Annotated in this window: 25 protein-coding genes; 10 read left to right on the forward strand and 15 right to left on the reverse strand. The window is 63.2% G+C overall.

The genetic code is table 11. From position 1 onward, the window contains the following. Window positions 1-169 precede the first annotated feature (169 nt). The 7 genes from mgrA to RPG13_RS01315 form a co-directional block, all read right to left on the reverse strand. Entirely contained in the window at window positions 170-1,216 is a 1,047-nt protein-coding gene (gene mgrA / locus RPG13_RS01285) for an L-glyceraldehyde 3-phosphate reductase (RefSeq protein ID WP_337124253.1), read from the reverse strand. A gap of 150 nt (window positions 1,217-1,366) precedes the next feature. Next, window positions 1,367-2,530, reverse strand: coding sequence for a Gfo/Idh/MocA family protein (locus RPG13_RS01290; RefSeq protein WP_127204945.1), 1,164 nt, complete (start codon window positions 2,528-2,530; stop codon window positions 1,367-1,369). 12 nt (window positions 2,531-2,542) lie between these two features. Further along, window positions 2,543-3,289, reverse strand: coding sequence for a sugar phosphate isomerase/epimerase family protein (locus RPG13_RS01295; protein ID WP_127204946.1), 747 nt, complete (start codon window positions 3,287-3,289; stop codon window positions 2,543-2,545). Between the two features lie 68 nt (window positions 3,290-3,357). Further along, the gene (locus RPG13_RS01300; protein ID WP_128243618.1) at window positions 3,358-4,467 is read right to left on the reverse strand and encodes an ABC transporter ATP-binding protein; all 1,110 of its coding nucleotides are present in this window, start codon (window positions 4,465-4,467) and stop codon (window positions 3,358-3,360) included. A gap of 11 nt (window positions 4,468-4,478) precedes the next feature. Continuing rightward, the gene (locus RPG13_RS01305; RefSeq protein WP_127204948.1) at window positions 4,479-5,414 is read right to left on the reverse strand and encodes a carbohydrate ABC transporter permease; all 936 of its coding nucleotides are present in this window, start codon (window positions 5,412-5,414) and stop codon (window positions 4,479-4,481) included. Further along, window positions 5,407-6,300, reverse strand: a complete 894-nt coding sequence (locus tag RPG13_RS01310; protein ID WP_127204949.1) for a carbohydrate ABC transporter permease — start codon at window positions 6,298-6,300, stop codon at window positions 5,407-5,409. The genes RPG13_RS01305 and RPG13_RS01310 overlap by 8 nt, the downstream gene beginning before the upstream one ends. A 114-nt stretch (window positions 6,301-6,414) precedes the next feature. Then, window positions 6,415-7,653 carry an ABC transporter substrate-binding protein gene (locus RPG13_RS01315; protein WP_095488322.1) on the reverse strand — a complete coding sequence of 413 codons (1,239 nt, stop codon included), beginning with the start codon at window positions 7,651-7,653 and terminating at the stop codon, window positions 6,415-6,417. 421 nt (window positions 7,654-8,074) lie between these two features. On the opposite strand from RPG13_RS01315, the gene RPG13_RS01320 reads away from it, so the two are divergent. Next, on the forward strand, window positions 8,075-9,124 hold the full coding sequence (locus tag RPG13_RS01320; RefSeq protein WP_337124254.1) for a LacI family transcriptional regulator: 1,050 nt from the start codon (window positions 8,075-8,077) through the stop codon (window positions 9,122-9,124). Window positions 9,125-9,361: 237 nt separating this feature from the next. Here RPG13_RS01320 and RPG13_RS01325 read toward each other — a convergent pair whose 3' ends face one another. Beyond that, window positions 9,362-9,487 (reverse strand): hypothetical protein, encoded by a 126-nt coding sequence (locus tag RPG13_RS01325; protein ID WP_280953389.1) that lies wholly within the window; start codon window positions 9,485-9,487, stop codon window positions 9,362-9,364. A gap of 133 nt (window positions 9,488-9,620) precedes the next feature. On the opposite strand from RPG13_RS01325, the gene RPG13_RS01330 reads away from it, so the two are divergent. The 3 genes from RPG13_RS01330 (at window position 9,621) to RPG13_RS01340 (ending at window position 12,080) form a co-directional block, all read left to right on the forward strand. Further along, the gene (locus RPG13_RS01330) at window positions 9,621-10,436 is read left to right on the forward strand and encodes an oxidoreductase (protein ID WP_337124255.1); all 816 of its coding nucleotides are present in this window, start codon (window positions 9,621-9,623) and stop codon (window positions 10,434-10,436) included. Window positions 10,437-10,515: 79 nt separating this feature from the next. After that, window positions 10,516-11,106, forward strand: coding sequence for a TetR/AcrR family transcriptional regulator (locus tag RPG13_RS01335; protein ID WP_095488315.1), 591 nt, complete (start codon window positions 10,516-10,518; stop codon window positions 11,104-11,106). Between the two features lie 65 nt (window positions 11,107-11,171). After that, window positions 11,172-12,080: an alpha/beta hydrolase gene (locus RPG13_RS01340; RefSeq protein WP_337124256.1), complete on the forward strand. Its 909-nt coding sequence runs from the start codon at window positions 11,172-11,174 to the stop codon at window positions 12,078-12,080. Window positions 12,081-12,281: 201 nt separating this feature from the next. Here the strand turns inward: RPG13_RS01340 and RPG13_RS01345 are convergent, their stop codons facing one another. From RPG13_RS01345 to RPG13_RS01375, 7 genes are all read right to left on the reverse strand, one after another. Continuing rightward, a complete protein-coding gene (locus tag RPG13_RS01345; protein ID WP_192243035.1) occupies window positions 12,282-12,512 on the reverse strand; it encodes a hypothetical protein in 231 nt (76 codons plus the stop codon). 187 nt (window positions 12,513-12,699) lie between these two features. Next, on the reverse strand, window positions 12,700-14,127 hold the full coding sequence (gndA, locus tag RPG13_RS01350; RefSeq protein ID WP_292626674.1) for an NADP-dependent phosphogluconate dehydrogenase: 1,428 nt from the start codon (window positions 14,125-14,127) through the stop codon (window positions 12,700-12,702). Between the two features lie 172 nt (window positions 14,128-14,299). Then, the gene (locus tag RPG13_RS01355) at window positions 14,300-15,937 is read right to left on the reverse strand and encodes a copper resistance CopC/CopD family protein (RefSeq protein WP_337124257.1); all 1,638 of its coding nucleotides are present in this window, start codon (window positions 15,935-15,937) and stop codon (window positions 14,300-14,302) included. 56 nt (window positions 15,938-15,993) lie between these two features. Further along, window positions 15,994-16,512, reverse strand: a complete 519-nt coding sequence (locus RPG13_RS01360) for a YcnI family copper-binding membrane protein (protein WP_337124258.1) — start codon at window positions 16,510-16,512, stop codon at window positions 15,994-15,996. Between the two features lie 41 nt (window positions 16,513-16,553). Next, window positions 16,554-17,093 (reverse strand): copper chaperone PCu(A)C, encoded by a 540-nt coding sequence (locus tag RPG13_RS01365; RefSeq protein WP_337124259.1) that lies wholly within the window; start codon window positions 17,091-17,093, stop codon window positions 16,554-16,556. Window positions 17,094-17,197: 104 nt separating this feature from the next. Beyond that, complete coding sequence (locus tag RPG13_RS01370) at window positions 17,198-17,554, reverse strand: DUF2946 family protein (protein ID WP_095488301.1); 357 nt, start codon at window positions 17,552-17,554, stop codon at window positions 17,198-17,200. A 219-nt stretch (window positions 17,555-17,773) separates the two neighbouring features. Further along, on the reverse strand, window positions 17,774-18,676 hold the full coding sequence (locus RPG13_RS01375) for a GntR family transcriptional regulator (protein ID WP_095488299.1): 903 nt from the start codon (window positions 18,674-18,676) through the stop codon (window positions 17,774-17,776). A gap of 273 nt (window positions 18,677-18,949) precedes the next feature. Between RPG13_RS01375 and RPG13_RS01380 the strand changes: the two genes are divergently transcribed. The 6 genes from RPG13_RS01380 (at window position 18,950) to RPG13_RS01405 (ending at window position 26,552) form a co-directional block, all read left to right on the forward strand. Then, window positions 18,950-20,455, forward strand: coding sequence for a UxaA family hydrolase (locus tag RPG13_RS01380; protein ID WP_337124260.1), 1,506 nt, complete (start codon window positions 18,950-18,952; stop codon window positions 20,453-20,455). 61 nt (window positions 20,456-20,516) lie between these two features. Further along, window positions 20,517-21,515, forward strand: a complete 999-nt coding sequence (locus tag RPG13_RS01385; RefSeq protein WP_337124261.1) for an aldo/keto reductase — start codon at window positions 20,517-20,519, stop codon at window positions 21,513-21,515. Between the two features lie 346 nt (window positions 21,516-21,861). After that, on the forward strand, window positions 21,862-22,857 hold the full coding sequence (locus RPG13_RS01390) for an ABC transporter substrate-binding protein (protein ID WP_095488293.1): 996 nt from the start codon (window positions 21,862-21,864) through the stop codon (window positions 22,855-22,857). Window positions 22,858-22,948: 91 nt separating this feature from the next. Further along, window positions 22,949-24,502, forward strand: a complete 1,554-nt coding sequence (locus RPG13_RS01395; RefSeq protein ID WP_292647086.1) for a sugar ABC transporter ATP-binding protein — start codon at window positions 22,949-22,951, stop codon at window positions 24,500-24,502. Continuing rightward, window positions 24,499-25,464 (forward strand): ABC transporter permease, encoded by a 966-nt coding sequence (locus RPG13_RS01400; RefSeq protein ID WP_095488290.1) that lies wholly within the window; start codon window positions 24,499-24,501, stop codon window positions 25,462-25,464. Before RPG13_RS01395 ends, RPG13_RS01400 begins: the two co-directional genes overlap by 4 nt. 68 nt (window positions 25,465-25,532) lie before the next feature. Continuing rightward, the gene (locus RPG13_RS01405; protein WP_337124262.1) at window positions 25,533-26,552 is read left to right on the forward strand and encodes a zinc-binding alcohol dehydrogenase family protein; all 1,020 of its coding nucleotides are present in this window, start codon (window positions 25,533-25,535) and stop codon (window positions 26,550-26,552) included. Window positions 26,553-26,776: the final 224 nt, after the last annotated feature.

The following is a 26,776-nucleotide window of genomic DNA, read 5'->3' on the forward strand; positions in this document are numbered from 1 at the left end:
CGACGAACGGGCGTTTTTGCTACTGTTTCTGTGACGGCATGGCCCAGAAGCCGACCAACTCCGAGCTGGCCCAAACTTCGAGGCAGACATTGGCGGGCCGAGTAAAAACGGCGGGAAAGTTCCCGCCGCACGTGTTCGGCTATGCGTTGCCAGTCACTTCCATAGTGGATCACTTCCGTGGCGGACCCTGGCGCTCGGCGGAGGCGGCCCACAGATTGATGTCGGCTTCGCGTGCGTAGGTGTCGATTTCGGCGAGCTCGGCATCGCTGAGGTCGAGCACCTTCAGCGCGCCGACGCAGTCCTCGACCTGCTCCGGCCGGCTGGCGCCGATCAGCGCCGAGGTCACCCGGCCCTTGCGCAGCACCCAGGCCAGCGCCATCTGCGCCAGCGTCTGCCCGCGTCGGCCGGCAATCGCGTTCAGCGCCTTGATGTTGGCGATGGTCTTGTCGTTGATGAAGGCCGCCTTCAGCGACTTGCCCTGGCTGGCGCGGCTGCCCTGCGGGATACCGCCGAGATATTTGTCGGTCAGCATGCCTTGCGCCAGCGGCGTGAACACGATGGAGCCGACGCCGAGCCCCTCCAGCGTATCGAGCAGACCGTCGTCCTCGACCCAGCGATTGAGCATCGAATAGCTCGGCTGATGGATGACGCAAGGCGTGCCGAGCTGCTTCAATATGTCGGCGGCCTCGCGCGTGCGCTGCGAATTGTAGGAGGAGATGCCGGCATAAAGCGCCTTGCCCGAGCGCACCGCGTGATCGAGCGCACCCATCGTTTCTTCCAGCGGAGTATCGGGGTCGAAGCGGTGCGAATAGAAGATGTCGACATAGTCGAGCCCCATCCGCTTCAGGCTCTGGTCGAGGCTGGCCAGCACATATTTGCGCCCGCCCCATTCGCCGTAGGGTCCGGCCCACATCTCATAGCCGGCCTTGGTCGAGATGATCAGCTCGTCGCGATAGGAGGAGAAATCCGTCCGCAGGATTTCGCCAAAAGCCGTCTCCGCCGAACCGGGCGGCGGGCCGTAATTATTGGCGAGGTCAAAATGCGTGATGCCGAGATCGAAGGCTTTGCGCGCGATCGCCTGCTTGGTCCGATGCGGCGTGTCGTTTCCGAAATTGTGCCAGAGCCCGAGCGAGATCGCCGGCAATTTCAGGCCGGATCGCCCGCAGCGATTGTAGATCATTTTCTCGTAGCGGTTTTCGGCGGGCACATAGGGCATGGGAGATCCTCAAATCAAAAGCGAGCCCGGCAGTTGCCACCGCGAAAAAGGGTGAGTCGGCTCTGCCCCTCACCCTTAGCCTCTCCCCGTTTCTATGGGGAGAGGGGTCGACGGTAAACAGCACGTGTCGCAATCACTGAAGCGCTTACCCTATTTCTTCTTCGCCAAGAGCCCTTTCTTCTTTGCCAAGAGCCCTTCCGCATCCTTGACGCCCAGTGCCGCAGGCCGTTCGCAGGTGGTCTGCATGGCAACGAACTTTCCGCTCGCGCCCGACCGCAACATGCCGGTCATCACATCGACGGCATGCAGCGCCAGTTCCATCGAGCATCGATGCGGCCGGCCTTCCGCAATCGCCAGTGCCATGTCGGCGAGACCGGCGGTGCGGTAGTTGGCCATCATGCCATGCGAATGCATCTGGTTGGGCACGCCGAACGGATGCTTCCATTTCGGCAGCTTCTTGACCGGCTTGGCGGCGTCGGTGACGCGAACGTCGCCGCCGAAGAAATTCGGATCCGGCAAGAACACCGTGCCCAACTCGCCGTAGAGCTCCATCGGCGCATGGCCATGGCTCCACACGTCCCAGCTGGTGTTGAGCGTCACCACGGCGCCATTCTCGAACTCCATCACGCCGTGGATCGTCGTCGGCGTTGCGACCAGGATTTTTTCGCCGGCGCGAGGCTTGGACGAGATCGTGCGCTCTGTCTTCGGGATCGAAGCGAAGGCTGCCACCTGCTTCACCGGCCCGATCAGCTGGATCAAATTGGTGATGTAATAGGGTCCGATATCGAGCACCGGACCAGCGCCAGGCTGGAAGAAGAAGTCCGGATTGGGGTGCCAATGCTCCATCCCATGGCTCATCACATGGCATGTGCCGCTGGTGATCTTGCCGAGCTTGCCAGTGTCGATCAGGTTGCGGACAAGCTGATGCGCGCCGCCGAGGAAAGTGTCGGGCGCAGAGCCGATGCGCAGTCCATCTCTCTCCGCCAGCTTCTTCAGGTCGAGCCCTTCCTTGACCGACAGCACGAACGGCTTTTCCGAATAGACGTGCTTGCCGGCATCGAGGATCTGTTTCGACACCTCATAGTGCACCGCCGGAACGGTGAGGTTGACGATGATGTCGATATCGTCAGCCTTGAGCAGCCCTTCGACTGTGTCGGCGCGCAGCTTAAACTCCTTCGCCCGCGCCTTGGCCGCATCCATGTTGATATCCGCGCAGGCGCGCATCTCGATGCCGCGAAACAGCGGCGCAAACGAGAAATACGCCTTCGAAATGTTGCCGCAGCCGATGACGCCGATCCCAAGTTTTTTTGCCATGCTGGTTTGCTCCTAATAGGTCTTGGCGGCTGCGATCGAGCGGCGGGCGAAGCGCGCGATGTCGTTGGGGTTGTCCTGTTCCATGACGTAGTATTTGGCGGCGCTCTTGGCGCGTAGCGCCTTGATCAGACCAGCCCAGTCGATCGTGCCGTGGCCGACATCCGACCAGCCGTCCTCATCGAGTCCCTCGCCGGGCTTGGCAATGTCCTTGACATGGACGGCGGCGATGCGTTTGCCATACTTCTCGATCCAGGGCAGCGGATCGTCGCCGCCGCGCACCACCCAGGCCACGTCCATCTCCCAGCCGATGTCGGGCGCTGCCGCCAGGATATGGTCCTGCGGCACCGAGCCGTCGGCAAGCTTCTTGAACTCGAAATCATGGTTGTGCCAGGCAAAGCCGTAGCCGGCTTTCTCAGCCGTCTCGCCGACCTTGGCCAGGCGTGCTCCGAAGCCGCGCCAGCCTTCCGTGTCGGTCGGCCTGCTCTCGGCGACCAAATAGGGGCAGATCAGCAGTGTGATGCCGAGCGCATCGGCGATTTTGCGCACGCCGTCGAAATCCTTCTCGAGCGCATCCATCGAGAAATGGCCGGTCGGCATGGTGAGGCCGTTCTTGTCGAGTTCGGCACGAAATGCCTTGGGGTCGTCATAGACGCCGCCGAACCCCTCGACTTGCGCGTAGCCGAGCTCGCCGAGCATCTGGAGCACCCCTTCCCAAGGTTGGAAATTGCGGGCGCTGTAAAGTTGGAATGACCAATTCATCGTCTCTGTCCGTTCTCTGGGGATGGATGTGTTTGAGGTGAAATTCTTGGGATTGAGGTTCTGGAGAGTTAAAGGCGGGTGCCGGTTGCGGCGTCGAACAGCGAAGCGCGCGTCGGATCAAAACCGATGCTCACGGTGTCGGCGCTGTTTGGCGTGCGCTCAGATGTCACCCGCACCGTGAAATTCTGATTTCCGAGCTTCAGCCAGACCAGCGTGTCGGAACCCATGGGCTCGACGACCACGACATTTGACATGGCTGTGAACGGCCATCCAGCGCCGCTGTTGAACGCGACATGCTCGGGCCGGATACCGAACACGGCCGCCCCCGGCACGGGCTCCTTTTCGAAAGCGTAGGTGGCAAGCGGGATCCGCACATCCTCCACGACGAAGTGCCAGTTGCCATCGTCCTTCTCCAGCCGGCCGTCGAGGAAATTCATCGCCGGCGAGCCGAGGAAGCCGGCGACGAAACGGTTGACCGGGCGATTGTAGATCGTCTGCGGTGCGTCGAGCTGCTGGATCACGCCGCCCTTCATCACCGCGATGCGGTCGGCCAGCGTCATCGCCTCGATCTGGTCGTGGGTGACATAGATCATGGTGTTCTGCAGCTTGCTGTGCAGCAGTTTGATTTCGACACGCAGCTCCGCCCGCAGCTTGGCGTCGAGATTGGAGAGCGGCTCATCGAAGAGGAAGACGTCGACGTCGCGCACCAGCGCCCGCCCGATGGCCACACGCTGGCGCTGGCCGCCCGAAAGCGCCGACGGCTTGCGTTGCAGCAGTGGCTCGATCTGCAGGATCTCGGCGGCCCGCGCGATCCGCTTGGCGATCTCGTCCTTGGCGATGCCGGCGACGCGCAGCCCGAAGGACAGGTTCTTCTCCACCGTCATCTGCGGATAGAGCGCATAGGACTGGAACACCATGCCGATGCCACGGTCCTTGGGCTCCTCCCAGGTGACGTTCTTGCCCTTGATGAAGATGCGGCCGTCCGAAACGTCGAGCAGGCCGGCGATGCAGTTGAGCAAGGTCGACTTGCCGCAGCCGGACGGCCCGAGCAGCACGATGAACTCGCCCTCGGCGACATCGATGTTGAGCGTCTCCAGCACCGACACCGCGCCGAAATTCAGCGACAGGTCCTGGATCGAGACACTGGGATTCTGGATTGAACCAATGGGATTTTCCATTCTTGTCATCATCATCCTTTCACCGCGCCGGCGGCGATGCCACGCACGAAGAGCTTGCCGGAAATGAAGTAGACGACGAGCGGTACCAGGCCGGTCAGGATGGTGGCGGCCATGTTGACGTTGTATTCCTTCACGCCTTGCACCGAGTTGACAATGTTGTTGAGCTGCACCGTCATCGGATAGGTGTCGGGGCGGGTGTAGACCACACCGAACAGGAAGTCGTTCCAGATGCCGGTCACCTGCAGGATGATGGCGACGACGAAGATCGGCAGCGACATCGGCAGCATGATACGGAAATAGATGCCCCAGAAGCCGGCGCCGTCGACGCGCGCCGCCCGGAACAGTTCCTCCGGCATGGAAGAAAAATAGTTGCGGAACAACAATGTCAGGATCGGCATGCCGAAGATGGAATGGACGATCACCAGGCCGCTTAGGCTGCCGTAGAGGCCGACTTCGCGCAGGATGATGACGATCGGATAGATCATCACCTGATAGGGGATGAAGGCGCCGACAATCAGGATGACGAAGAAAGTGTCGGCCCCCTTGAAGCGCCAGTTGGCGAGCGCATAGCCGTTCACGGAAGCGATCGCGATCGACAGGATGACCGACGGAACGGTGATGCGCACCGAATTCCAGAAGCCGCGCGAGAGCCCGTCGCAGTTGAGGCCGGTGCAGGCGCTGGACCAGGCCTTCACCCAAGGCTCAAAGGTGATCTCGAGCGGCGGTGAGAAGATGTTGCCGAGGCGGATCTCCGGCATGCCCTTGAGCGACGTCACCACCATCACATAGAGCGGCAGGAGATAGTACAGCGCCACCACGATGAGCGTGCCATAGAGGAAGATGTTGCGGCGCGAGAACACATGCCGCGGCTTCGGCCCTCGCGGCCCGGATGCCTCAAGCCCGATAGAGCCCGTGCCGGCAGGCAGGGAAACGGCATGGTCAGACACGCTTCTTGCCTCCGAATTCGAGATAGGCCCACGGCACGATGACGACCACCACCGACAGCAGCATCATGGTCGAGGCGGCGAAGCCCTGGCCCAGGTTCTGGGCGAAGAACATGTAGTCATAGACATATTTGGCCGGCACTTCGGAGGCGATGCCGGGACCGCCGCTGGTCTGCGCGACAACCAGGTCATAGACCTTGACAATGCCGGCAGCGATGATGACCAGCGCGGTGATGAAGACCGGGCGCATCATCGGGATGATGATGAAGAGATACGTCTTCAAGGTGGGTATCCCATCCACCCGCGCGGCCTTCCAGATATCCTCGTCGATGCCGCGCAGGCCTGCCAGCATCAGGCACATGATGAGCCCCGTGCCTTGCCAGAGCGCGGCGATCAATATGCCGTAGATGACGATGTCGGAATTGTAGAGCGGATCGAAGTTGAAGCTCTCCCAGCCGAGGCCGCGCACCACCCCCTGGATTCCGAACTCCGGATTGAGCAGCCATTGCCAGACAAGGCCGGTGACGATGAACGAGAGCGCGAAGGGATAGAGGAAGATGGTGCGGAACGTGTCCTCGAAGCGGATCTTCTGGTCGAGCAGCGCCGCCAGCAGGAAGCCGATCACGAGAGAGAACACCAGCGACAGCACGCCGTAGACCAGGAGGTTCTCAATGGAGACCAGCCAACGCGGCGTCGACCATAGCCGATAATACTGGTCGAGCCCGACGAAGTTCAGCCGCGGCAGCAGCTTCGAATTGGTGAAGGAATAGAGCACCGTCCACGCGCTGCCGCCGACGAAGATCACCAGTGCGGTGAGGACCATCGGAATAGAGGCAACCTTGGCGTTAAGGTTGCGGAAGAGTTGATTGGGACGTTCGCTCTTGCTCATCTGCACAGCCGGGCTGGATTGGGTAAGGACGGGAGGGTCAAGGCCGAAGGGTTAGGGCCTTGACCCTGAGCTCCCGGCCCCGCGGCGGGCCGGGAGCGAGCGGTTCGTCGATCGTCAGTCCGCTGAGGCGACGATGTCGGCGAAGCGCTTTTGCGCTTCTTCCACGGTCATGTCCGGCTTGGCGAAGAACTCGGAGAAAAGGTCCTCTTTCTGCTTTTGGGTGTCCTGCGACAGCAGCTGGTCCGTCCAGGGCATCACGCTGCCCTTGGCCAGGATGTCGAGCCCTTTCTTCATGCAGTCGTTCGCGGCCTTGAGGTCGATATCGCCGCGCACCGGCAGCGAGCCCTTCTTGAGATTGAAGGCGACCTGCGTCTTGGGATCGAGCAGCGTTTCGGCCAGCGCTTCCTGCGCCTTGGATTTTTCAGCGTCCTGCAGCAGCGGGAAGTAGAAGGCATCGCCGCCGGTGGCGATGACCTCGTTCAGGCCAAGGCCGGGAAGACACGTATAGTCCTTGCCGGCGGTCTGGCCGGCAACCTGGAACTCGCCCTGCGCCCAGTCGCCCATGATCTGGCCGCCGGCCTTGGCGGAGATGACAAGATTGGTGGCCTGGTTCCAGTCCTGCACATTGGTGTTCTTTGCCATCTTGCGGGCATCGTCCGCGGCCTTGAACACCTTGGCGACCTCGGGCCCGGCGGCGAATTCCGCATCCTTGTCGCGATAAACCTTCAAGAAAGTGTCCGTGCCGCCGACCGCCGTGAGCAGCACATCGAAGGCGCCCGAGGATTGCCAGGGCTGCCCGCCGAGCGCGAGCGGTATGATGCCTGCCTTCTCCAGCGCGGGCGCAGCTGCAACATATTCATTCCAATTCTTCGGCACCGGCACACCGGCCTTTTCGAATGCCGCGTTCGACAGCCACAGCCACTGCCAGGAGTGAATGTTGACCGGCACGCAATAGATCTTGCCGTCGAGGGTGCAGCCGTCGAGCAGGCTCTTCGGCTGCACGATTTCCGCCCACTTGTCCCTGGTGGCGAGATCGGTCAAGTCCCGCATCAGACCGGCCTGCACCAATTCTTCCGCTTGCCGGCCATGGTTGAACTGGGTGGCGCCCATCGGATCGCCGCCGGTGATGCGGCTGATCATGATCGGCCGTGCCGTGCCGCCGGAGCCGGCGATAGCGCCGTCGACCCAATGATTACCTGTCGCGTCGAATGCCTTGGCGAACTCGGCGACCGCCGCCGCTTCGCCGCCCGAAGTCCACCAATGGGTGACTTCCAGATCCGTCGCTGCCGCCGGGCCGGCGAATTGCAGCGCGGTTGTCACCGCCAACGCAGCGGTCATGACTTGGTATCGCATTTCGGCTCCTCCCAGAATCTGAAACGTTACAGATTTTCGATACGGCAATTGCGTTGGGCGTGCAACCCCCGAAATAGGAGCGGCTCGACATTTTTTTCGAGCCGCGAACAAATCCGCATGCCAATTGCCGGCCGTTGCGTCGCAGCAAGACAGGTTGCACCGCAAAAAATGATGCTGCACGCATGAAAGTCGGCCAAATTCTGTTTCCCGCTGGCAAGCCCTTGCCAACGTCCAACGACTTTGCCTCGAATGAAACGTCGCGCGTGCAGAGAACCTGCCCCGAACCGCTGCGCGATGGCAAGTGACAATCTGTAACGTTTCAGTATATAGGATGTTCACCAGGCGGAGAGTCGCTGGCGAGCCGCAATCCGCCGATTGCCGGCCTGCACGGCAACTGCTATGCGCCTGACGGGCGGGGTGAATGGACAGACATCGAACGGAAAAGGACGACGAGGCGTCGGGACAGGGCCGGCCGACGCTGAAGACGCTTGCCTTCATGACCGGGCTGGGCGTCACCACCGTGTCGCGGGCGCTGAAGGACGCGCCCGAAATCGGCGCCGAGACCAGGCGGCGCGTCCAGCTCGTCGCCAAGCAGATCGGCTACCGCCCCAACCGTGCCGGCGTGCGCCTGCGGACCGGAAAGACCAACGTCATCAGTCTCGTGCTCAACACCGAGCACGAGATCATGAGCTTTGTCTCGGATATCATCTACGGTGTCTCGGAAGTCATCGCCGACACGCCCTATCACCTGATCGTCACGCCGTACTCACGCTCGCAGGATCCCCTGGACCCGATACGCTATCTGGTGGAAACCGGCTCCGCCGACGGCGTCATCATTTCGCGAACCCAGCCGAATGACCCCAGGGCCCGTTACCTGCTGGAGCGTGGCATCCCCTTTGCCACGCACGGCCGCACCGATATGGGGTTGATCCACCCCTATCATGATTTCGACAACTACGCGTTCGCGACCGAGGCTGTGCGCCACCTGGCCGGCATCGGCCGCCGCAGGCTGGCTCTGCTGGCACCACCAGTCGAGCTGACCTATCACCGCCATGCGCTGAACGGCTTTACCGATGCGCTGAGCGAGGTCGGCGCCAGCGAGATCCCGTTCAACACCGTTTCGATCGACCACTCGATCGAGCAGATCAGGATGAGGACCGCGCAGCTGATGCGTCGCGACGTCAGGCCGGATGGCTTCGTCAGCAGCGCCGCCGCCGCGACACTCGCCATCGTCGCCGGCATCGAGGACGCCGGCCTCAAGCTCGGCCAGGACGTCGATGTGGTGTCCAAGCAATCGTCGGACCTGCTGCATCTGTTCCGCAGGGAATTGCTGGTCGTCAACGAGGACTTCCGGCTGGCCGGCGCCGAGCTGGCCCGTTCCGTGCTGGGCTGGATCGGCGGCGCCGCACCTGGCTCACTGCAGAGCCTGAGCGTGCCGACCGAAGTCCTGGCCTATCGCCGTCCCGACTAGAGCGGGATACGTTCAAATTGAACTGGGCATCCGGCTCCATCTATTTGCCTTAGCCGCATTTCTGCGACGCCAGTGATTCCACTTGCCTGCAAAAAACGCGCTGCTGACTGGCAGCCTTGGGGCCGAAAGCGCCTGTCTGCTTTTTGGCGTCGAAACGCGGATAGCGGTCACTCCGACGGGACCACCGTTCGGATGGCACACGCACCGGATTGCAAATTAGCTGCAACATCAATGATTTCAACAGAGGCTGCGGCCATCGACGATCAGCCTCGCCAGATAGCCCTCCAGGATCTCGACCACGGTCGCTGGATCGCAGATGCAATCCACGTCGGCCACGAAGGCCGGCTCATGCGAGACCGGCATACCTTCGCCCGTCCGGCCCGCTGTGGTCCTCGTCTCGCCCTCCATGAAAGTACGAACATAATTTAATCGTTGCTTTGCGACTACCAAACGGCTATTGTCGTACGAACGTAATTCAAAACTTCAGGAGCTCATGATGACAACAACTCCGCAGGTTGCGCTCGTAACAGGCGCCACCTCAGGCATCGGCAAGGCCACAGCGATCGCCTTGGCCGCCGCAGGTTTCCAGGTGATCGGAACCGGCCGCAACACCGCGCAACTCACCGCGCCCGCCGGGGTGACCTACCTCGACCTCGACGTGACCAGCGACGAGTCGGTCGCCTCAGCGGTCAAGCAGGTGATCGATCGGCTCGGCCACATCGACGTCCTGGTCAACAACGCCGGCGTTGGCACAACCGGCGCAGCCGAGGAGTTCTCGATTACCCAGACGCAGGACATCTTCGACATTAACGTCTACGGCATCATGCGGACGACCAAGGCGGTCCTGCCGCACATGCGCGTCCAAGGCCGCGGACGCATCATCAATGTCTCCTCCCTCAGCGGATTCGTCCCCAGCCCGTTCATGGCCCTCTACGTCTCGACCAAGCACGCGGTCGAAGGCTACTCCCAATCGCTGGACCACGAGGTTCGCGATTACGGCGTCCGGGTCCTGCTCGTCGAGCCCGGCCCGATCAACACTCCGTTCGCAGGCCACAGCGTGGAGGCCGACACCCCCATGCCGCTCTACGCGGCGGGACGGCGCAACTACGACGAGCTGCTGGAGAAGAACCTCAGCAGCGGCGACGACCCCGCCGTCGTCGCCAAGGTGATCGTCGCGGCGGCCACCGACCGGAACCCAAAACTACGGCGCACCGCCGGTACGACCGCCCGGATCATCAACGCGGTGCACCGCGTCGCCCCGGCCCGGATCTTCGACCGCGTCATCCGCAGATTCAACCGGATGCCGAGCTGATCGCTGCTTAGATCCACTGACAACTGACCAAGACATAGCGGTATCCGGAGCGCGAAGCCCGGTTGAGATGGAGGAACGCATGGTGCGTTACACGAAAGAACACAAGCAGGAGACAAGGCAGCGGATCGTTGCGACGGCCGGTCGACGGCTCAAGCGGGACGGTATCGACGGCTCCGGAGTCGCGACGCTGATGAAGGACGCGGACCTGACCAACGGCGCCTTCTACGCCCACTTCGAATCCAAGGACGGCCTCGTCGCGGAGGCGGTCACCGACCAACTGCACACACTGCACGCGAACATCGTCGAGCTGGCGGAGCCCGGCCTGGCCGGCCTCGAACAGATCGTGCGCTGGTACCTGTCGGCCCACCACCGTGACAACCCCGGCGACGGCTGCCCCAACGCCGCCCTGCTCGACGAGATCGGGCGCAGCGCGGACGCAATCAGGCAGGCGTACACCGACGGCGTGCTGGTCGTCATCGACGGCCTCGCCGCCCGCATGGCACCCGAAGATCCGCCCTCGGCCCGCGTGAAGGCGCTCAGCCTCCTCGGCCTGATGGCCGGGACGCTACAACTCTGCCGCGCCCTGACCGACCGACAACTCTCCGACGACCTCCTCGAGCAGGGCCTCCGCAACGCCCTGGCCCTGGTGGACGCCGAGCTCCGACCATGACCCTCATTTCTGTGACAAGCCCCGGCACACCCGGCGACGTCGCCCTCCATCAGACAGGAACCACGATGACCGAGCAACCCTTCAACCCACAACTGCGAGCCGCGCGGTTCCTTCCCCGCACCATCATCACCGCCGGAACGCTTCCCGCGCTCCGTCTCCTCACCAAGCTCACCGGGATCACCCGGCGGCCGGACGCGCAGGTCGTATCCGTGGACGCCAACGTGTCGGTACACGTCTTTCGCCCGGCTTCGGCCCGGCCTCGGACTCCTGCACTGTTGTGGATCCACGGCGGCGGAATGGTGCTCGGCGACGCGGCGCAGGACAGCGCCTTCTGCCGCCTGATCGCCGATCAGCTCAACATCGTCGTCGTCTCGGTGGAGTACCGGCTCGCGCCCGAGCACCCGTTCCCGGCGCCGCTGGAAGACTGCTACACCGCGCTGCAATGGCTCGCCGGCCAACCCGACATCGATCCCGCACGCATCGCCATCGGCGGCGCCAGCGCCGGCGGCGGTCTGGCCGCCGCGTTGGCGCTGCTGGCGAAGGAACGCGGCGAGATCCGTCCGGTCCTGCAACTGCTGTCCTACCCAATGCTGGATGACCGGACCACCACCCGCATCGACATCGACCCGCGGCGGCTCCGCCTCTGGAGCCCGGCCAGCAACCGGTTCGGCTGGCGCTCCTACCTCGGCCCAGCCACCGCGGACGGCAACGTGCCCCCGCTAGCCGCGCCGGCCCGCTATGACGACCTCTCCGGCCTGCCGCCCGCATGGATCGGCGTCGGCACCAACGACCTGTTCCACGACGAGGACGTCACCTACGCTCGGCGACTGCAGCAGGCCGGCGTCGCCAGCACCCTGCACGTAGTGCCCGGCGCCTACCACAACTTCGACGCCATCGAAGCGAAAGCCGCCATCTCCCAGGCCTTCGTCAAGGCCCAGACGACGGCACTGGACGAAGCACTCAACAGCGGCTGAACGGAACTCCGATGACCGCGCCCAAGGCCGGCCATGCCTGCACCACGCTGCATGTCGGCAGGTCACCGGCAGCTTTCACGGCAGCCTCAAGGCGACCCAACCGGCCGAAATGTAGCGCAGTCCCGACGTCCAGATGGCGAACCGCCGGACCGGCCCGAGAACTCCCAACGGCGCGCTTGAGATCACCCGCGCGCGGCTCTACTAATCCGAAAACCTCACGCTCACGCCGCGCTGCCGAAAATAGGCCTGCATCAACTTGCGGCCCGAGCGGTTGTTCTGCGCCAACTTGGTCGGATCGAACACCGCCTGTTTTATCCCTTCTCGTGTCAGCGCCGCTTTAAGCGTCGCGATATGTGCGTCGATGTCGGCATTGTCCGCCCGCAGCGAGGCATAGATACTTTCGGTCGCCTCGGCCACGGTAGGTTCGCTCACAGGTGTCGTCCTTTGGTTGGTTGAGCGGCGGCTTACCACAGATTCGCGGCTCCGCCGATACCGATGAGACCGTCAATCGTCTCTACTGGCATAGCAGGTTCCTGGCACGACCCCGGCACCCAGTTGGTCGCTGGAGATGTCTGCTTTCTGGCAACCGCAAAATTGGACTCTAGTCCAAGTCTCGGCGTTAGCCTGCCGCGCCACTCCCCCACGGCCCATGGAACGCGCCCGGCCCGTCGAGGCGTTCGAAGCCATGCGCGCCGAAGAAGTCGCGTTGCGCCTGGATCAGGTTCGAGGTGCCGCGGCCCTGGCGGTAGCTGTCGAAATAGGCCAGCGCGGACGACAGCGCCGGCACTGGCGAGCCAGCCTCCGATGCCCTTGCCACGATGCGCCGAAGCGATGGATGCGCCTCCTGCATCATCGCAATGAAAGCCGGTGCCATCAGCAGATTGGTGGCCGCCCCGCCCGTACCGAAGGCTTCCGCCATCGTGTCCAGCATTTGCGAGCGGATGATGCAGCCGGCCCGCCAGATCTTGGCGATGGTCGGCATCGGCAGGTTCCAGTTGAATTCCTTCGACGCGCCGCTCATCACCGCGAAGCCTTGCGCGTAGGCGGCGATCTTGCCGGCGAACAGCGCCAGTTCGAGATCGTTGAGAAGCGCGTCCTTGTCTCCGGAAATCTTGGTCACACCGCCATTGCCATAGGCCTTTTCGGCGGCCAGGCGCTCGTCCTTTATCGACGACAAGACGCGCGCTGCCACCGCCGCCTCGATCGCGGTGGCGGGAATGCCGAGCTGCTGCGCCTCGATGACCGACCATTTGCCGGTGCCCTTCTGGCCGGCGCGGTCGAGGATGATGTCGACCACCGGCTTGCCGGTCTTCGGATCGTCGGCGGCCAGCACCTTGGCGGTGATTTCGATCAGATAGGAGTTGAGCCGGCCCTTGTTCCAGCCGGCAAACACTTGTGCGATCTCCTTCGGCCCCATGCCTAAGCCGTCGCGCAAGATGCCGTAGATCTCGCCGATCATCTGCATGTCGGCATATTCGATGCCGTTGTGGATGGTCTTGACGAAATGCCCTGCGCCATCGGTGCCAAGCCATGCCGCACAGGGCTCATCCCTGAACTTGGCCGAAATGGCGGTCAGCACCTTCTCGACGCGTTTCCAGGACTCTTCCGTGCCGCCGACCATGATCGACGGTCCGTGGCGCGCGCCCTCCTCGCCGCCGGACACGCCCATGCCGATGAAGGTGAGACCCGAATCGGAAAGCTCGGAAAAGCGCCGCATCGTGTCGCGGAAATTGGCGTTGCCGGCATCGATGACGATGTCGTTGGCCGACAGCACGCCGCGCAGCGCCGCGATCTGCTCGTCGACCGGCTTGCCGGCCAGCACCATGATGATGATCGGACGCGGCGGCCGGATGGCGGCGGCGAGCTCCTCCAGGCTGTAGCAGGGCACGACCATGTTCTTCAGCGCGCCGGCATTCTCGACAAAGGCGTCGGTGCGCGCGGCGGTGCGGTTGAAGACGGCTATGCGGTGCCCCTTCTCGGCGATGTTGAGCGCCAGGTTGGAGCCCATCGTGCCAAGGCCGATCAGGCCGATTTCGGCTTTTTCCATCGTTTCTTCCCTGCTTTCGGATCTTTTGTTGAGGCCGCGATTTGTAGCGATGCCCATTCTTCCTGGGATGCCATTCTTGTCGAGATGCCAATCTTGCCGAAATGAATGACGGGCCTCCAAGGCTGCGTCAACCGCCTCGCCGAAATGTGTTGCGCAGACTGCCGGCTGGTCCTCATCGCCTGATATCGATCGGGGCCTCTATCTTCACGATCTCGAAATCCGAGACGAGAATATCGAGCCGCGCCGCCCATCGGCCCGGGACCGGGACGACGAGATCGTCGACACGCCAAGTGGCATCACCGCGCTTTGTCGCCGCGCGTTTGATCGGCTCGATGCCGGCATCGGGTTTTGACAACACCAACGTCACTTGCTCAGCATTGAGCGGACCGAAATCGCCGGTCATGATGACGATAGACGCGGCAACCGGCCCAACATGGCCGGGCGTGATGCTGAGGTCGGCCATCGCCTGCGGCGTGTGGATATGGATCGATGCCGGCTGCGCTGCTGCGATCGCCAGGGCGCGTGGCGGCGGCGTGAAGCGCCAGCCGGCGGCAACGCCGAAGATCGCTAGAATGATCAGCATTTCAACGCCGATCGAGCGGACCAGCCTCCTTTGTACTTCCGTCTCTCCCGCTTCGGCCGGACCAGTCAGTTTCCAGCGATTGGTCGCAGCGAGCGTGAACAGAAAGAACAGCAGCACCAGCTTTATCAGCAGCAGCCGGCCATAGGCGGTGCCGAGCAATGCCGCGGGCGCCTGCACCTGGATGATAGCCAGCACGATGCCGGTGGCAGCAAGCATGGCCACCACGAGCAGGATCGCTTGGGAAAACCGGCGCAGGAAAGGCATGGCCTCGACCGGCTTCCGCCTCATGGCGAGACCGAGCGGCGTCAGCGCCCCGGCCCAGAAGGCAATGCCGGCACCGTGCAGAAACACCATCGGCCTTGTCAGCCATTGTGGTTCGGCGGCACTTGCGTGACCGCTGGCGGCGAGAGCGGCACCGACACCGGCCAAGCCGGCAAGGGCAGACAGTTTTGCACCGCCGCGCGGCCCGACCAGCGACAGCAGGCCAAGCCCGAGCGCCACCAGCGCGACCAGCACCGTCCAGCCGAAGCTGGTGCCGAGCCCGGCCTGCCAAACGCTCGGCTGCGCCAGCCGGGCGAGCGGTGCACCGAGCGCGTCCAGTCCCTGGAAGCCGAGCGACAAGGGTGCCGCGACAAGGCCGCACAGGATTGCGGTGATGACGAAGCGCTGGCCGGAACGTCCGCCCTTCGCCAGCCAGGCGATGGCAAAGGCACCGCCGACACCAAGAAAGAGACCGATATAGAGAAAGACCTTGCCGATCCAGATCGCCGACCTCAGGCCCCGGTCGACAGCTTCGGAGACGGCCGGCGCAGCACTCGGCGCACCAATGGAAAACAGCACCGAGCCGCCGACCGGATGGCCATCGGCGGAAATCACCCGCCAGCTCACCACATGCATGCCGGATCCAAGCGTCTGCGGATTGTCGATCTCGACCGTCTGGCCATTGCGCCGAAAGGATGTCAGCGGAACCGCCGTCCCGTCAGGCCGCACCAAGGTCAGCACCAGCGGCGAGACCGGCTCGCTGAAACTCAGCGAGAAGTGCGCTGGGCTCTGTGCCAGCACCGTGCCGTCGGCCGGATCGGCTGTGACCAGCGCTGCGTGGGCAAAAGCCTGGTTTGGCGCGGTAATGACGGCGAGCAGCATGATCGCGGCCAGCAGGCCAATGGCAGGCCAACCGGCGCGCTTGTCGAACCTGCAGGTCGTCCACCGAAAAGATGCCAGGCTCATGTCAATGTCACAAAAGCGGCGGCGCGCTCTTTCGAATAAAGCGCGCCGCCAAAAAATCATTTCTTCGGCGAAAGCTTGAGGCCGGGCGCCGGATATTCCAGCGCATCCTCATCCTGGCCGCCCACCGGAATCTCGATCCAGCGCTCGGCAGCGCCGTCGCATTCCTGCACCACCGGGAAGTAGAGCGTTTGGCCGGCCGGCAGGTCTACCGCCAGAGTCCCGCGGAAGACGAATTCGTCGTAGAATTCGTCCGGCAGGCTGCCGCCGCTCCAGTCGACTTCCTTGACGCCGTTGCTCACCTCTTGACCATGGAGCTGATAGGATTTCTCGTATCTGCCTTTCTTGACCTGCAGCGTCCAGCCCGGCTTCGGCATCGGCTTCACCGAAATCACCCCTTCCGGGATCTGCACGCGCACGGCGGTCGTCGCCTTGCCGTCGCAGCCATGCGGCACGCGCAGGACGGCCTTGTAGGTCGAACCGACCGCCGCCTCCTGCGTTTCGAGTGTGATGTGGGCAAAGGCCGCGCTTGTCCCCAAGACGAGAAACGCGCCGGCCGACAAAAGATACCTGTTCATGATGGTTCCCTCAAATTTCGAATTGTCCGGATCTGGCCGGGTCAGTTGGCATGGTTGTCCATGCCGCCTGTCTCGCCGATGCCTTCCACGGCGAAGTCGACGGTGACGGCGCCGGCCTTCTCGAAGGTCAGCGTGGCTGGAAACGTCTCGCCTTGCTTCGGTTGCCGCTTCAGCCCGACGAACATCAGATGATAGCCGCCGGGTGCCAGCGCGAGCTTGCCGCCGGCGGGAATTTCAAGGCCGCCGGTGACCGGCCGCATGGTCATGACGCCATCGCTCACGCCCATTTCATGCAGTTCGGCCTTGGCCGAAATTTCCGAGGAAATCGACAGCAGCCGGTCCGGCGAACTGCCGGTGTTGGTGACGGTGAAATAGCCGCCAGCCACTTTGGCGCCGGGCGGTGTGGCGCGCGACCAGGGATGCCCGACCTCGAGGTCGCCAACCCTGAACTCATGCGCGAAAACGGCCTGGGCGCTGACGAACAGGAGGGCGAGGACGAACACGGTGATGCCGAGCCGCTCCTCAAAGCGGCGCAGGAAGAGGCTGTTGCGGCCGAACGGCGCGCGGAAAGAGTGAGACATGATAGCTCCAAGAACTGAGAAATCGCGCCGTCGGCCGGTCGCGAACAGTTTCGATGTTGAATGAATGCGCTTGCGAAGGCTTTCGCAAGGCGATCTGGAACGGATCAGGCCGACGCCGGCGGCGCGCGCGGATTCGACGGCGAGCGGTCGCGGCTGAAATCGAGGTGCCGGAACGCTGGCAGCACAAACGCGACGGTTTCGACGGGAAAATTGCCGGGCACCATCCCGGCAGCGGGCGGCGGCACGTAAGCAGCCGAGGCCACACCGCAGCCAAGCATGCAGCAGGCCGGCATGTGCTGCTGGTGCGGATCGCCGCCCGGAAGCTGGGCGGCGCCCTCCTGAGTGCAGATGACATTGCCGAAAGCGTCGAGTTGCGAGGCATTCGGGCTTAAGCCGAAGGCGAATGCGCCAAGCACCGACTGGAGCACGAGCAAATAGGCCGCGGCGAACGCGGCCGGCATGCTCCATCGTCTCCGCCGGATATTCAAAGACCTGCCTCTTCACGCAGCAACGGCCAGATATCTAGCACGGGCTCAGCAGGTGGAAAATCGCCAAATCATTGCTGCGGCAACGCGGCGCGATCAATGCATGTCGCCCAAAAGTGCGCAGCGGTTTTGGGAGAACGACATGCACAAGAACAAGAACTTAAAGCGCGTCGCATTGTTCAGACGCGACGCGCTTTAAGCCCGTTGCGGCTGCTGGCCCTCGGGGATCGAAGTCAGCAGCGTATTGCGCGCCGACTTCAGATGCTTGCGGCAGGCGGCGTCGACCTTGCCGAGATCGCGCGATTTGAGCGCGGCGATATAGGCCAGATGCTCGGTGACGGCCACCTCGTTGCGCTCGCGCTCCTGCGCCTTGTTCCATTGGTAGTGGTAGTGGAAAATCATGGCGATGACGTCGTAGAAATCGACGATGAAGCGGTTGTGCGATGCGCGGTGGATCAGCCGGTGAAAGCGCTCGTCGAGCTCCGAGAATTCATTGAAGCGCGTGGCGATCTCGCGCGCCAGCAGGCGATGCTCGCCTTCCAGGAGGTCTAGGTCGGCCCAGACCGGGCTGTCTTCGGGCAGGGCGGCGAAGGCGGCGGCCGAGCGCAATTCGAACATCTCGCGGATTTCGGTCAATTCCAGCGCGAAAGCGCGGGTAAAACCTTTCAGCACCCAATGGCTGTTGCGGCGTTTCTCGATCAGCCCGAAGCGGGAAAAGCGGATCAGGAACTCGCGCACGCTGGTGGTGCCGACGCCGATCTCGCGCGCCAGCTCGAGCTCGTTGATCTGCATGCCGGGCTCGGCGCCGCCGGCAAGCAGCCGCCGCATGAAAGAGCGCTCGATGATCTGCGACAGCGTGTCGGTCTCTTCCTCGGGGAAAAAATCGTCCGGTCGCGGCACGCGCAAAACCGTCTTGCTACGCTTGTTCCAGGCGATCAGCCCCGTCTCTTCCATGCGCGCAAGGATGGTGCGGATGGTGGTGCGGCTGACGCCGAGCAGCGTGCCCAGCTCGGGCTCCGACGGCAGGCTTTTCGTTTCATCGAGCAGCCGCAGACCGCGATTGTAGGCGTCCTTGTAGACGTTGTTGCTCTTTGACATCCCCTGCCTCATTGCGCGCCAGCGCTTGCGGCGGCCGGCTTGAAGCGCGATATGGACAAACGTTGCTAGCGCAGGCTCCCAAAAAGCGGAATCGCTTTTCGGAAGTCAGCCCTGGTTCCAGTGTCCGGCCCTTTGCACATCCATTAAGAACGCACGACGCTTTCGCGAAAAAACAATTGACGCAAAACTGTTTTTTCACGATAAAAGACATTATCTTTTAACAGGCGCGTGTCAATCCGCTCGCACATCCCAGGAACACCCAGGAAACTGCCCGTGAACGCCGCAAACAGCATTCTTCTGTCTCCCGCTGACAATGTCGCGGTCGCCAATGGCCGCATTGAGATCGGCGCGGTGCTGCCGGACGGCGCCGTTGCCACAGCGTTGATCGAACCCGGGCACAAGGTTGCGATCAAGCCGATCGCCGCTGGCGAGGCCGTGGTCAAATACGCTCAGGCGATCGGCCGCGCCACTGAAGCCATCGCGCCCGGCGAGCATGTTCATTCGCACAATCTGGTCTTCGAGTCCGGGCGTTTGCCGGTGGTGCCGCCGAGCGAAGCCGTGCACGCGACCGAGGCCGATCGCACCCGCACCTTCATGGGCTATCGTCGCGCCGACGGCCGTGCCGGCACGCGCAACTTCATCGGCATTCTCGCCAGCGTCAATTGCTCGGCCACCGTTTGCCACGCCATCGCCGATGAGGCGAACCGCACGCTCCTGCCCAGATATCCGGGGATCGACGGCTTTGTCCCTATCGTTCACGGCCAGGGCTGCGGCATGAGCGCCACCGGCGACGGCATGATGGTGCTACACCGCACGCTTGCCGGCTATGCCCGCCATCCGAATTTCGGCGGCGTGCTGATGGTTGGGCTCGGCTGCGAGGTCAATCAGCTCACCCTCTATGGCCAGAAGGGCGTCGCCGCCGGAAAACGCCATTTCAACATCCAGGAAGCCGGCGGCTCGCGCAAATCGGTCGAGAAGGCGATGCTGGTGTTGGCCGAGATCGCCGAGGAGATCGGCAAGCTTGAGCGTGAGCCGATCCCGGTCAGCGAGATCGTCGTCGGCCTGCAATGCGGCGGCTCGGACGGCATGTCCGGCATAACCGCCAATCCGGCGCTGGGCGCCGCGGTCGACATCCTGGCGGGCGTCGGCGGCATCGGCATCCTCTCCGAGACCACGGAAATCTACGGCGCCGAGCATCTGCTCGCCTATCGCGCGGCGACCCCGGAGATCGCAGCCAAGCTGGACGGCTATGTGAAGTGGTGGGAAGACCATGTCGCCAAGCATGGAGCCTCCATCGACAACAATCCCTCGCCCGGCAACAAGCGCGGCGGCCTGACCACCATTTTGGAGAAGTCGCTTGGCGCGGTCGCCAAGGGCGGCCAGACGCCGCTCAACGGCGTCTTCGGCTATGCCGAGAAGGTCACCGGGCACGGGCTGGTGTTCATGGACACGCCCGGCTACGACCCGGTTTCGGCCACCGGCCAGGTTGCGGGCGGCGCCAACGTCATCGTCTTCACCACCGGCCGCGGCTCCTGCTTCGGCTGCCGGCCGACACCGTCGATCAAGGTCGCCACCAATTCGACCATGTATCATCAGATGGAAGAGGACATGGACGTGAATTGCGGCGTCATCGCCTCGGGCGAAAAGACCATTGCCGGCATGGGCCGCGAGATCTTCGAACTGATCGTCGAGACGGCTTCCGGCCGCAAGACCAAGAGCGAGGAGTTCGGCTACGGCGACAACGAGTTCGTGCCCTGGCACCTCGGCGCGACCCTCTAGACCAGCCACTAACTGACTTACGACATAGACGGCCAGGCAAATGGCCGGTGGGAGGCTTTGCATGAAGAAACGCCGTGTCGGCAGCACCGCGCTGGAAATAACCGAGGTCAGCTTCGGCGGCGCGGCGGTCGGCGGCCTCTACCGAGCTTGCCCGCGCGAGGCGGCGATGCAGACGCTGCAGGTCGCCTGGGATGCTGGCCTGCGCTATTTCGATACGGCGCCCTTCTACGGCTTCGGCCTCTCGGAACGCCGCTTCGGCGATTTCCTGCGCGACAAGCCGCGGGACTCCTACGTGCTGTCGACCAAGGTTGGGCGCCTGTTCCGGCCGGTGCCGAAAGACCAGATTCCGGACCATTCCTATGTCGATCCGCTGCCCTTTGCGCTCGACTACGACTATTCCTACGACGGCATCATGCGCTCGGTCGAGTTCAGCTATGCGCGGCTTGGCCTCAATCGAATCGACATCCTGTTCGTCCACGACATCGGCGTCTACACGCATGGCGTCGAGAAAACGAAGCTGCATTTCCGCCAGTTGATGGACGGCGGGCTGAAGGCGCTGGAAGAACTGAAGTCGTCCAAGGTCATTTCCGCCTACGGCCTTGGCGTCAACGAGGTGCAGATCTGTCTCGATGTGCTGCGCCAGGCGCCGCTCGACTGCATCCTGCTTGCCAGCCGCTATTCGCTGCTTGACCGTACCGCCGAAGCCGAATTGCTGCCGCTTTGCCGGCAGCGGCAGACCTCGCTGATCATCGGTGGCGTCTTCAATTCCGGCATCTTGGCGACCGGCCCGGTGCCGAGTGCGCATTTCGACTACCTGCCGGCCACCCAGAACATTCTCGACCGCGTCGGCGCCATGGAAAAAATCGCCGCCGAGGGCGGCTATCCGCTTGCCGCGGCGGCGTTCCAGTTTCCGCTGCATGAGCCTGTGGTAGCTTCTGTGCTGACGGGCACCGCCAAACCGGCCAATCTGGCGCGAAATCTCCAACTGCTCGACATCCCGGTGCCCGAAACAGAGTTCGCCAAATATGATCCCTACACAGTCGTACAGAAACTTGGCTGATGCGCTGCGGCCTTCGCCGTTCGCCGGTTAAACGGCGGACGGTGCGATCAGGAGGCGTCACAATCGTACGCCTCAAAAAAGAATGAATATTCCATATTGACTGGTTAGTGGAATTAATATTCCATACCTTTCGAAGAGGATCTGTAGGGTTGGAAATGAGGATCGGCAAGGAGGCCCCTTCCGGTCCAGCCATCTGGAGACCGATACGAAACACCGCTTGCGCCGGCCCATCCTATGCACTATCAAAATGCGGTAAATGTTTTTTATTGATAAAGTTCCGTTTGGGCTGCGCCTATCCAAACCGAGCTTCCGCAACCTTCACCGGGCGACTTAGGGAGGAAACCTAATGAAATTCGTGACCAGCATTCTCAACCGCCGCGCATTCGTGGCGCTCGCTGCCGCCTCGATGCTTGCCGGCGTGATGCATTCGGCGCCGGCTTCGGCGGCGGACGTGACCATTCCGATCATCGTCAAGGACACCACCTCTTTCTACTGGCAGATCGTTCTGGCCGGCGCCCGCAAGGCCGGCAAGGACCTCGGCGTCAACGTGCCGGAACTCGGTGCCCAGGCGGAGACCGATGTCAACGGCCAGATCTCGATCCTTGAAAACGCCGTCGCCGGCAACCCCGCCGCCGTCGTCATCGCACCGACCGAAGCCAAGGCGCTCGGCAAGCCGATCGATGAGGCTGCCAGCAAGGTCAAAATCATCGGCATCGACTCCGGCGCCGATTCCAAGGCCTTCACCTCGTTCCTGACCACCGACAACATCCAGGGCGGCCGCGTCGCCGCCGACGGCCTGGCGGCAGCCATCGGCGAGGCCAATGGCGGCAAAGTCGAGGGCGACGTCGCCCTGATCACCGCGCTTCCGGGTGCCGGGTCGCTCGAACAGCGCGCCCAGGGCTTCAAGGAGCAGCTTGCTGCCAAGTATCCGGGCCTCAAGCTCGTCGCCGACAAATATGCCGACGGCCAAGCCACGACCGGCCTCAACATCGCGACCGACCTGATCACCGCCAATCCGAACCTCAAGGGCATCTTCGCCTCCAACCTGATCATGGCGCAGGGCGTCGGTCAGGCGATCGCCGAGAACAGCCTGGCCGGCAAGGTCGGACTCGTCGGCTTCGACAGCGACGAGAAGCTGATCAAGTTCCTCAACGACGGCGTCATTTCGGCTCTCGTCGTCCAGGATCCGTACCGCATGGGCTATGACGGCATCAAGACGGCGCTCGCCGCCTCGAAGGGCGAGAAGGTCGAGGCCAATGTCGATACCGGCGCCAACCTCGTCACCAAGGCCAATATGAAGGATCCGAAGATCGACGCGCTGCTTAATCCGAAGCTCGACTGAGCACCGGCATTGGCGCACCGTTTCCGGGGCTTTTCGCCCCGGAAACGACCTACACTCGTGCCACTCGTGAGGCCAATCTGGGAGGATTGTCATGACATCGACGGCGCAGGAACTGCATCCGGCCCCAACGCTGGAACCGGGCAGGACGATCCTCGAACTCAAGGGACTGGAAAAGCGATATCCTGGGACGCACGCGCTGAAGCCGGTTAACCTCGCCTTCAAGGCCAGCGAAATCCACGCCATCGTCGGCGAGAACGGCGCCGGCAAATCCACCCTGATCAAGCTGCTGACCGGCGTTATGCCGCGCACTGCCGGCGACGTCATCTGGGAGGGCAAGCCGGCAGCGCTGGCGACCCCGCATGAGGCGATGGCGCTCGGCATCAATGCCGTGCATCAGGAGGTCGTTCTGTGCCGCCATCTCACTGTCGCGGCCAACATGTTCCTCGGCGAGGAGGATTCCCGCTTCGGCATCCTGCAGCAGCGGGCTATGGTCAGGGAAGCGCAGAAGATCATCGACGATCTCGGCTTCGATCTGCCGGCGCATGTCGTGCTGGGTGACCTGACCATAGGCCAGCAGCAGCTGATCGCCGCCGCCCGCGCCACCGTGCGCGGCACCAAGTTCCTGATCTTCGACGAGCCGACCGCCTACCTCACCCGGAAGGAAGCCGACCAGCTGTTCACGCTGATCCGCCGGCTGAAGGGCGAAGGCGTCACCATCATCTACATCAGCCACCGCATGGAAGAGGTGTTCGAGCTCGCCGACCGCGTCTCGGTGCTGCGCGACGGCACGCTTGTCGGCACCAGGAACATCGCCGAGACCAACGACGCCGAGCTGGTCAAGATGATGATCAACCGCTCGATCGAGCAAGTCTACCACAAGGAGCATTTTACCCCGGGCGCGACGCTCCTCGAAGCCAGAAATCTCTCCGGCAAGGGCTTCGAAAATGTCTCGATGACGGTCCGGGCCGGCGAAATCGTCGGGCTCTACGGCCTGATCGGTGCCGGGCGCAGCGAGTTCGTCACCACGCTCTACGGCCGTCATCGCAAGTCGGCCGGCCAGATCCTCTGGGAGGGCAAGGAGGTTCAGGTCAACTCCGAGCATGACGCTATCAGGCTCGGCATGGCGCTGGCGCCGGAAAGCCGCCGTGACCAGGGCCTCTGCCTCAACCTGCCGGTCGGCCTCAATCTCAATCTGCCGATCTACAAGCGCATCTCCAGCAATCTGCTGATCTCCAGCGCACAGGAGAAGACCGAGGCGGATCGCCAGATCGCCAATCTCAGGATCAAGACGCCGACGCGCAACGCGCTCGCCTCCAGCCTGTCCGGCGGCAACCAGCAGAAGATCGTCATCGGCAGATGGCTGGCGCACGGCGCCAAGCTGTTCATCTTCGACGAGCCGACAGTTGGCGTCGATGTCGGCACCAAGGCGGAGATCTACCGTCTGTTCGGCGAACTGTTGTCCAAGGGCGCCGGCATCATCCTGATCTCGTCCTATCTGCCCGAGGTCTATGAACTGGCCGACACGCTGCATGTATTCCGGCGCGGCAAGCTGGTGGCCACGCATGGTTTCCGCACCGCCAATCATGAGGACATTCTCAATCAGGCGCTCGCCGAGAAACAAGAAAAACCGGGAGGACAGATATGAGCACCGAGGCGATCCCGGCCGAAAGGCCGAAACGCAACTACAACGCGCTGTTCGGGCTGACGCTGCTGGCGCTGCTGGTTCTTTTGTGGATCATCCTGTCGGTGGCGACGCCGAGCTTCGCCTCCGCCAACAATATCTCGAACCTGCTGCGGCAGGGCTCGATGATAGCCATCCTGGCGGTCGGCCAGACCTTCGTCATCATCACCGGAGGCATCGACCTTTCCGTCGGCGCCGTGGTCGGCTTCGCCACCGTCATCGTGGCGATGCTGATCAACGCCGGGGTGCCGGTCTTCCTCGCCATCCTGGTCACCTTGCTGGTCGGTGTCGCCATCGGCATGTTCCACGGCTTCGGCATCGTCAGGATGGGCCTGCCGCCCTTCATCATCACGCTGGCGACACTGACCTCGCTGCGTGGCATTGGCCTTTTGATGACCAACGGCAACTCGATCTCGATCAACAACGACGCCTTCCAGTTGTTTTCGCGCAGCTCGTTTCTCGGCGTCCCCAATCTGTTCTGGATGGTGATCCTGGTCGGCATCCCCGCCTACATCTTCCTGCATCACAGCCGCTGGGGCCGGTATCTGTTCTCGGTCGGCTCCAACGCCGAGGCCTCGCGTCTGTCCGGCGTCAATGTCCAGCGCACCATCTACATGGCCTATACGCTGTCGGGCCTGTGTGCGGCTTTCGTCGGCGTGCTGCTCGCGTCGCGCATCGGCATCGGCAATCCGACGCAGGCCGAGGGCTGGGAGTTGCAGGCGATCGCCTCGTCGGTGATCGGCGGCACCTCGCTGTTCGGCGCCGTCGGCTCGGTGCACGGGCCGCTGCTCGGCGCCTTCATCCTCGCCACCATCAACAACGGCGCCAATCTCTTGAACGTCAATGCCTTCTGGCAGCGCATCATTACCGGCGTGCTAATCATCGTCATCGTCTATTTCGACGGCCTGCGCCGCCGCGGCAAGTAGACTATCTTAACAACCGCCGGCCCGGCGCAACCGGGGCCGGCGGTGCCATGAACCGACTGGATCAAAGCATGAAAGCCGTCGTCTGCCGCTCGCCCGGTGAGCTTGTTCTGGAAGACCGCCCGGCGCCAGGCACTCCGCCCTCTGGCTGGGCGCTGGTCGCGGTCAGTCATGTCGGCATCTGCGGCACCGACTATCACATCTTCGAGGGCAAGCATCCGTTCCTCGCCTATCCCCGCATCATGGGCCACGAGGTTTCTGGCACTGTGATCGAGGCCGGCGAAGGCGTCGATCTGTCCGTCGGCGAACCGGTGATCATCAACCCCTATCTCGCTTGCGGCAAATGCATCGCCTGCCGGCAGGGCAAGCCGAATTGCTGCGTCAGGATCGAGGTGCTCGGCGTCCACCGCGACGGCGCCATGTGCGAACGGATCCTGGTGCCGGCGCAAAATCTCTATCCGGCAAACGGCCTGTCGCTGGCGGATGCCGCCGCCGTCGAATTCCTGGCGATCGGGGCGCATGCCGTGCGGCGCTCGCTGGCGCAGCCAGGCGCGCGCACGCTGGTCATCGGCGCAGGGCCGATCGGCCTCGGCACGGCGCTGTTCGCCCGCATCGCCGGTCTCGACGTGACGCTGCTCGACATGAGCGCGGAGAGGCTGGGTTTCGCCGCAAACGAACTCGGCTTTGCGACCCTCGACGGTTCGCAGGCGTCTGCGACCGATCTGGTGCGGGAGGCGACCGGCGGCGAAGGTTTTGACGTGGTTTTCGACGCCACCGGCAACACCCAGTCCGTTCAGTCGGCCTTCGCCCATGTCGCGCATGGCGGGACGCTGGTCCTGGTCAGCGTCGTCAAGGACGACATCGTCTTTTCCGATCCCGAATTCCACAAGCGCGAGATGACGTTGATCGGCAGCCGCAACGCGCTGCGCGCCGACTTCGACCATGTCGCCGCCTCGATCCGCGATGGTGCTGTGCCGCTGGCAAAGCTCATCACCCATCGCACGACGCTTGGCGAGACGCCGCGCGACCTCGCCCGCTGGGCGCATGAGAAATCCGGCCTGATCAAGGCGGTAATCGAAGTCGGGTCATAACACGGCAGGCGGTGAACCGGCCCGAATGACAACGCCCCGCGCAGGTCGACCCCCACTCCGTCTCGGCTTCGCCGAGCCACCTCTCCCCCGATCGACGGGGTAGAGGAAGGGTGCGAGCCTATTGCAGCCAACGCTCCCTCAACCAGACTCCTTCTCTCGCCGTCAGCGGGCTCCCTTCCTCTCCCTCCGGAGGGGGGAGAGGTGGCTCGGCGAAGCCGAGACGG

The sequence above is a fragment of the Mesorhizobium sp. ISC15 genome (assembly GCF_037162615.1).
Classification (GTDB): Bacteria; Pseudomonadota; Alphaproteobacteria; order Rhizobiales; family Rhizobiaceae; genus Mesorhizobium; species Mesorhizobium mediterraneum.